The following is a 6,833-nucleotide window of genomic DNA, read 5'->3' on the forward strand; positions in this document are numbered from 1 at the left end:
CATTAATTGATGACCTTGCCCATACAAGTTTTACCCCAAGACGTAATCGATTTAATTGCCGCAGGAGAGGTAATCGACTCTTTAGGCGCTGTGGTGCGAGAATTAGTCGAAAATGCCATTGATGCGGGGGCAGATAGGATTACCATCGATATATCTCCCCAAAACTGGCGAATACAAGTATCGGATAACGGCAGGGGAATGTCTAGAGAAGATTTGCAACTGTGTAGCTATGCCCACAGTACCAGCAAAATCCGCCAACGGGACGATCTTTGGCAGATTACCAGTCTCGGATTCCGTGGTGAAGCTTTGCACAGTATCGCACAGGTGGCGCATCTGCGGGTTGCCAGTCGCCATGACGATGATTTAGGTTGTTATTGTCTTTACAATCACCAAGGCGAGCCGGGTAATTTAGAAACGATTCCTATAGCTATCGGTACTATCGTCACGGTAGAGAATCTCTTTGGTAACTTTCCCGTGCGTCGTCAAGCTTTACCGTCAATTAAAAAACAATTAAAGGATATACAGACTTTAATTCATAATTTTGCTCTCTGTCATCCCCAAATTACTTGGCAGGTTTTTCAAGATCATCAAGATTGGTTACGCATTAGTCCGGGTAAGGATGCCAGTCAAATATTACCCCAATTAGTTAAATCTCTGCATTTGAACGATTTAGTATCCCTAAAACTTGACTTAACGACTCCTGACGCAGAATCTGCTCAAATTGAATTAGTCATTGGTTTGCCCGATCGCATTTCTCGCCATCAACCAGATTGGGTTAGAATTGCTGTTAATGGGCGAATGGTGCGCTCATCGGAGTTAGAACAGGCAATATTTGAAGCTTTCGCTCGCACAGTCCCTAAAGATCGCTATCCCGTTTGCTTTCTCCATCTACATCTTAACCCTCGTTCGATCGATTGGAATCGTCACCCAGCCAAAGCGGAAATATACCTGCATAACCTCATTTTTTGGCAAGAACAGATAATTTCAGCCATAGACAAGGCGTTAGGACTAAATCCCGAACATATACCCGAAAAAGCGCAAAATCAGCGCGTCAGTCAAATTCTCAAGGCTGCCGAAGAAAAAAGCACCTATACAATAGGGGAGAAATCCCCGAAAAATCGGCTGGAATTAAAGGCAGTAGCCCAAATTCACCAAACTTACATAGTTGCCGAACATCCTCACGGATTATGGTTAGTCGAACAACATATTGCCCATGAGCGGGTTTTGTACGAACGTTTAGAGGATAACTGGGAAATCGTGCCGTTAGATACTCCGATCATCTTAAATCAGTTAACTACTCGACAAATCGAACAATTACAACGTTTAGGATTAGAAATTGCTAGTTTTGGCGATCGCTCTTGGGCAATTCGTAGTATTCCTGTTCTACTCAAAGAACGCGAGGATCGGGCTGATGCTTTACTAGAATTAAGTTTAGGGGGGGATTTACAAACCGCTCAGGTGGCTACCGCTTGCCGGAGTGCTATCCGCAACGGTACAGCTTTAAGTTTAAAAGAAATGCAGAATTTACTCGATGATTGGCAAAATACCCGTAATCCCCGCACCTGTCCCCACGGAAGACCGATTTACTTATCCTTAGAAGAAACCTCGCTCGCTCGCTTCTTCCGTCGTCATTGGGTGATCGGCAAAAGTCACGGCATTTAATCAGTGATCAGTTATCAGTGATCAGTTATCAGATGTGAGTTTTCAGTTTACTGATTACTGATTACTGTTCACTGTTCACTGAAAATTGGCCGATATTGCTAGGGAAAAACGGAAAGTGCTGCCTTTACCTAATTCACTTTCCACCTCGATTTGACTTTGGTGTAATTCCACTAAACGACGGGTAATCGCTAAACCAATACCACTACCCCCAGAATAACGGGAACGAGAACGATCGGCCCGCCAAAAGCGCTCGAAAATAAAGGGTAAATCCTCTGCTGCGATGCCAATTCCTGTATCGATAACGGCAATTTGTAGGCGATTTTTGTCCCTTGTCACTTGCAGGGTAATTGCACCATTATCGGTGTAACGAATGGCATTACCGAGCAGATTAACTAAGATTTGTTCGAGGCGATCGGGATCGGCCATGACAGATGGTAAATTGGGGGGACAATCTAACTGTAAAGTCGGTCCATCTTCTAATAATTGATCGGCAAATTTTTCGATGAGAGAATTTAACAAAGGTAATAAATTAACAGGTTGCATTTTAATCGATAGATAACCAGATTCCGCTCGCGATAGCTCCTGTAGATCGTGGGTTAAACGTTCTAACCTGCGGGTTTCTTTCACTAATTTCTGATAAAGTTCTGGATTAGGTTCGATCGCACCATCGGCTAATTCTTCTAAATATCCCCGTACCACAGTTAAAGGGGTGCGTAATTCGTGGGTAAGATCACCGATTAATTCCTGGCGCCGTTTTTCCACATCGGCTAAACTAATCGCCATCTGATTAAAACTGATGGCTAATTGATTTAATTCTGGGATTTCGCTTTCTGGAACTCGCGCCGATAAATCCCCTTCAGCAAAATTTTTAGTGATTTGTTTCATTTGTTTTACCGGTTTCATAATGCGTTGAGAAACCAAAAAACTCAGATAACCAGCCGTACTTCCTCCCGCAATGAATGACCAAATGGCACTACTATCCCAAGCTGTCTCAAAACCCCTAACCAAGAAAGTTCTCGCTGATCGCACGGTAAAAAATCCCTGCCTTTCTAACTGTTCCAAACGCAAAACAAACATTCGCGGAGAAGATAATTTAGCAATGATAATAAAGCTACTCAATCCCACCACCATAACGAGGAGATGGGATAAAAATAATCTGGTTCCTAAGCTTAATTTTGGTGGCTGCATATTTGTTTAAAAACTCTATTTGTTGTCAATATTATTGAGAGACTGCTGCATAAATATAAAAACCTTTTTGGCTAATATCTTTTGGTCTTTTTGAAATCAAAAAGTGCCAGCCATTGGATTGTTCGGTGGGAAAATTTAGGGACTTTTTCCCTGAAAATTAGGTAATTCGCCAATTCAAAAATGGGGAAACCCCTACACCCTACACCCCACACCCTACCCCTAGGAAAAACTTTTTGCCGCAAACCCTATTGACAGGGTTTCTCATAAAGATGAAGTATAAGAGGATTTGGCATCGACCACCGACTCCAAAAAACAAAAACTTTGTACCTCACCATTAAGATAACGGCCCTAGATTCGGCTACAGCATCATAAAGAACTCTATCGGGTTCTTCTTGTTGAAGAATCTCTCGTCAAGCTATGCTGTGAGGGGAGAGTAGGTCAAAACCTAACTTTTTGCCGCTCTATGCTATGGTATCAAGATGCGCTACTCTGTTAGGAGATGATTTTGCTTGAGTCATCTGCTCAAAGTAGCGTCTGTTTTTTAACCCTTACCCTTAAAAGAGAATCTTTTCTGTATGCTAGAGGCTAATAATCAGGGAGAGAATCAAATATTTCTCTATGAAGTTGTTTTTTCCGGTTCTTCTGGCTCTTTGCCTCAACGCTTCTCCCGGACAGTGCTGCGAGTACCTAAAAGCCGCATGAGTCAAGAAACACAGCGCCTCCTGCGCCAAGGGGCCAAGATTCTCAGTATAAGGCCTCTTGACCCAGAAACTGCCCCGATTAAGCCTAGTTTACTACCTCAACCTTGGTGGATAGAGATCACCACCACTCAGCCGAAATGTCTCTATTATTTCGGTCCTTTTGAGAGTTTTTCTGAAGCTTTATCCCATCAATCCGGTTATATCGAAGACCTCCAATCGGAATCTGCCCTGGGAATTAACAGCGAAATTAAACAATGTCAGCCAGAGGTTTTAACTCAAGAATATTTTTAATGTATGGTATCTAATTTTACAGATTTTTAGGAATAGTTAGTTTCCTCTTGTTTTCGTTTAATAATGCCTTTACCCTCACAGAATTTACAGGGGACGGATTCATTCTCCGTCTCTAGATAGATTCTTTCTTTGCCCTGGCAGTGGGGACAGATAACTTTTTCTTCCCACCAATAATTCTCTAAAAAAGCCTCATCGGTAATATAGGTAAAATCTTCAAACATTGGCTTGTCCTCTTATCGTTGAGATAGCTTAATCTGGATTCATCTTTCAACCTGAGAAATTGAAAATCACTTTTACCCCCATCGTAAAAAAGATCGGGTTCATTCTTCTTGAAACTTAAATTACTTCATATTTATTTATGTTTATTAATATATAATGAGTGTTCACTATCAATCGGGTGTATCTCATATTTGTGAATTTCTCTCACTTATGGTGATCAGCAGAAGTTATACTAAATCCGTTGAGTATAGGCTACATATCAGGACAGGCAAAAGGCACTCATGCAAAAGGGGGAATAAATAATCAGTCTTTAATAACCGGATTTAGTATAACGATTCTGGTTCCAATCACACAATTTAGACAACCGTTAAAAATCTATGAACTCCCGAAAAGGCTTGCCATATAAGCATTTCACATCTAAGTACAATTGCTTATTGCAAAAGTGGGATGCTCCCCGGGAGATCGGGAGAATCTATTACATCCAATTAGCTGAAACAGTCCGCTTGCAGAATACACCTAGTCCAAATAAACCGAATCCTAATAAACCAAAGACAGTGGAAGGTTCAGAAACAGGTTGACTAGATTGGGGAACAAATCCATATTCTAAGTGATCTACTCCAAAGCCTACATTGATCAAAGTCTGAGATATTGAGATAGCTGAAATGCCTGCTAAATTGATAACTCCAAAAAAGCGATCATCAACTGTTGTTCCGTCGTTTCTGGTATCGCCAATCTGTCCCTGACCAAGTGCAATAGTACCTAAAGAATTTCCTTGTGCATCAAACCCTTCAAAAGTTAGTGGTGTTTGATCTATTCCGCCAAAGCTTGAATATGAATCTGTCCAGACAATACCTACATGAGTAGGAAAGTTTCCTAAAGTATTGGCATTGAAAGTAAATTTAAAGCCTCCTATTATTCCATTACCTACTTCAACGAGATAATGACCTTGTTGCCCGTTTCCATCAATCACTCCGTCGTCAATATCAACAGAATCTGTATAAAAACCTGGACCTTCCACGCCCAATGGTAAGCCACTAGCACTAGAGGCTGTAACACCTGGCACATTCAGGGAACCATCCTCAAAATTCTCAAGGTAAAAATAGCTAAAGTTAACATTTTTAAATGGACTATCATTAAAGCTAAGATAAGGAGTTGGTCCGAGTAATGTTGGAGCAGAATTTACAACGGGAGTTTCAATGACTGCACAACCGAGGAAAACTCCAGTAGCTAGTGTTATGGTGGTAATTTTATTAGCCATTCTTTTAGCCTCATCAATTCCTGCTTCAAGCATAAGCCTGATTTCAGCTAATCTAAAGTCGGATGGTGGCGGATAAAGGCGGGAGTTTTATTAATAATCTTGACAAAAAGCGGATTATAGCGGATAATAACGGGTGGGCGTTAGAGGTATGAAGCAACAGGTTAATGGACGTACAAGCGGTGTTGAAATACGTGGATGACCTAGTTTTCGCACAAACGGGGCAACATCTTGACAGTCTGCAAGTTGCGATTCTGAAGGGAGTCCTTAATGGAAAAAAATATACCCATATTTCTGAAGAATATCATTGTTCGGCAGGGCATACTAAAGATGAAGCTTATCAACTGTGGCGCATTCTTTCCGAAGCTTTAGGAGAAGATTTAAATAAGTCTAATTTCCGTGCTACTATTGAAAGATTAGGAGTGGCAAATGCGTACTCCAATATGGTTAATCCTGTGCAAATCGGTAACATTAACCTCTGTGCTAATCCTTCACAAAGTTATGAGACAGAAAATATTGAATCAATAATAGAAGAAACTGCTATACCTTATGTTAAAGAAAGCCTGACAATTCTGGAAAGAGAAAGACAAAAAGCAAAACTAGAAATTATTCCAAACTTAGTCGAGCTTGGCTTGACGGCCGAGCAAATTGCTAGTACGTTGGGATTGTCTCTTGAGCAAGTTAAAAAATGTATTCCTTAATTTTATTTAATGAGCATTGTCCACACAATAGAGATAATTTATGTTTGTTTTTATAAATGCACGTCATCAGCTATCGAAGATTACGAGAATTTACGAATAAACACGCTTTAGAAAATTGGCATAAAATTGCCAGTCAAGCAATTTGGTATAATTTAGTTGAGGTTCAAACAGTATTTCCCCAAGCAGAAGCAGTTGGTAATTTTACTGTTTTTAACATTAAAGGAAATCGTTATCGCCTTATAACCAGTATCGATTATCAGAAGCGGCTAATTTATATCAAGTATGTTTTAACTCACGCTGAATACGATAAGGAGCAATGGAAAAATGACCCTTACTTTTAATCCAGAAAAATACAAAGAATTACTAGCTCGCCATTTACCTAAAGTTATCAGAACAGAAGCAGAAAATGAAAAAGCTCTGGTTATTGTCGAAGAATTGATGCACCGTCAGCATCGAACTCCCGAAGAAGATGAACTTTATGAGCTTCTAATTTTTTTAATTGAGAATTTTGAAAGAAGCTTTTATCTACAAGAATCAACCACACCTAATTCTATGTTATTGTTTTTGATGGAGCAACAAAGCGTTAACAAGAAAGACATAGCCATAATCCTTGGCTCTGACAAAATTGCTTCTAGTTTAATTGCAGGAAAAGGGTCAATTAGCCAAGAACAGGCGAAATTATTAGGACATTTCTTTCATGTAGATTATAGTTTGTTTATGTAGGGTTTGCTGAATAAATCTAAAAACCTTGTTGGGTAAAACTTTTAGACCTTTTGGCCATCAAAAAGTAATGGATCTGGGAGTGATCGGGGGAAA

8 protein-coding genes are annotated in these 6,833 nt (G+C 40.2%); 5 read left to right on the forward strand and 3 right to left on the reverse strand.

Annotation, left to right across the window (positions count from 1 at the left end):
* The first annotated feature begins 9 nt into the window (after window positions 1-9).
* On the forward strand, window positions 10-1,662 hold the full coding sequence (mutL, locus tag PX482_RS19520) for a DNA mismatch repair endonuclease MutL (protein ID WP_004159298.1): 1,653 nt from the start codon (window positions 10-12) through the stop codon (window positions 1,660-1,662).
* Window positions 1,663-1,737: 75 nt separating this feature from the next.
* Here mutL and PX482_RS19525 read toward each other — a convergent pair whose 3' ends face one another.
* Window positions 1,738-2,850 carry a sensor histidine kinase gene (locus PX482_RS19525; RefSeq protein WP_287170110.1) on the reverse strand — a complete coding sequence of 371 codons (1,113 nt, stop codon included), beginning with the start codon at window positions 2,848-2,850 and terminating at the stop codon, window positions 1,738-1,740.
* A gap of 575 nt (window positions 2,851-3,425) precedes the next feature.
* Here PX482_RS19525 and PX482_RS19530 point away from each other — a divergent pair.
* Window positions 3,426-3,842, forward strand: coding sequence for a DUF1816 domain-containing protein (locus tag PX482_RS19530; protein WP_004159304.1), 417 nt, complete (start codon window positions 3,426-3,428; stop codon window positions 3,840-3,842).
* Window positions 3,843-3,868: 26 nt separating this feature from the next.
* Here the strand turns inward: PX482_RS19530 and PX482_RS19535 are convergent, their stop codons facing one another.
* Together PX482_RS19535 and PX482_RS19540 are read right to left on the reverse strand one after the other, a co-directional pair.
* Window positions 3,869-4,063, reverse strand: coding sequence for a hypothetical protein (locus tag PX482_RS19535; protein ID WP_004159306.1), 195 nt, complete (start codon window positions 4,061-4,063; stop codon window positions 3,869-3,871).
* Between the two features lie 473 nt (window positions 4,064-4,536).
* Window positions 4,537-5,352 (reverse strand): PEP-CTERM sorting domain-containing protein, encoded by an 816-nt coding sequence (locus tag PX482_RS19540; protein WP_288094810.1) that lies wholly within the window; start codon window positions 5,350-5,352, stop codon window positions 4,537-4,539.
* A gap of 131 nt (window positions 5,353-5,483) precedes the next feature.
* Between PX482_RS19540 and PX482_RS19545 the strand changes: the two genes are divergently transcribed.
* Genes PX482_RS19545 through PX482_RS19555 form a run of 3 tightly spaced genes read left to right on the forward strand, consistent with a single transcriptional unit; the run spans window position 5,484 to window position 6,740 of the window.
* The gene (locus tag PX482_RS19545; protein WP_002788851.1) at window positions 5,484-6,017 is read left to right on the forward strand and encodes a helix-turn-helix domain-containing protein; all 534 of its coding nucleotides are present in this window, start codon (window positions 5,484-5,486) and stop codon (window positions 6,015-6,017) included.
* 56 nt (window positions 6,018-6,073) lie between these two features.
* The gene (locus tag PX482_RS19550) at window positions 6,074-6,358 is read left to right on the forward strand and encodes a type II toxin-antitoxin system HigB family toxin (protein ID WP_004159317.1); all 285 of its coding nucleotides are present in this window, start codon (window positions 6,074-6,076) and stop codon (window positions 6,356-6,358) included.
* Window positions 6,342-6,740, forward strand: coding sequence for a helix-turn-helix domain-containing protein (locus PX482_RS19555; protein ID WP_002788855.1), 399 nt, complete (start codon window positions 6,342-6,344; stop codon window positions 6,738-6,740). Before PX482_RS19550 ends, PX482_RS19555 begins: the two co-directional genes overlap by 17 nt.
* The last annotated feature ends 93 nt before the right edge of the window (window positions 6,741-6,833 follow it).

It is taken from the genome of Microcystis sp. M53602_WE12 (assembly GCF_030065455.1).
In the GTDB taxonomy this organism is placed as follows: Bacteria; Cyanobacteriota; Cyanobacteriia; order Cyanobacteriales; family Microcystaceae; genus Microcystis; species Microcystis aeruginosa.

Coding starts and splice junctions, on each gene's coding strand:
- mutL (WP_004159298.1), top strand. CDS start 10: ATGACCTTGCCCATACAAGTTTTACCCCAAGACGTAATCGATTTAATT.
- PX482_RS19525 (WP_287170110.1), bottom strand. CDS start 2,850: ATGCAGCCACCAAAATTAAGCTTAGGAACCAGATTATTTTTATCCCAT.
- PX482_RS19530 (WP_004159304.1), top strand. CDS start 3,426: ATGCTAGAGGCTAATAATCAGGGAGAGAATCAAATATTTCTCTATGAA.
- PX482_RS19535 (WP_004159306.1), bottom strand. CDS start 4,063: ATGTTTGAAGATTTTACCTATATTACCGATGAGGCTTTTTTAGAGAAT.
- PX482_RS19540 (WP_288094810.1), bottom strand. CDS start 5,352: ATGCTTGAAGCAGGAATTGATGAGGCTAAAAGAATGGCTAATAAAATT.
- PX482_RS19545 (WP_002788851.1), top strand. CDS start 5,484: ATGGACGTACAAGCGGTGTTGAAATACGTGGATGACCTAGTTTTCGCA.
- PX482_RS19550 (WP_004159317.1), top strand. CDS start 6,074: ATGCACGTCATCAGCTATCGAAGATTACGAGAATTTACGAATAAACAC.
- PX482_RS19555 (WP_002788855.1), top strand. CDS start 6,342: ATGACCCTTACTTTTAATCCAGAAAAATACAAAGAATTACTAGCTCGC.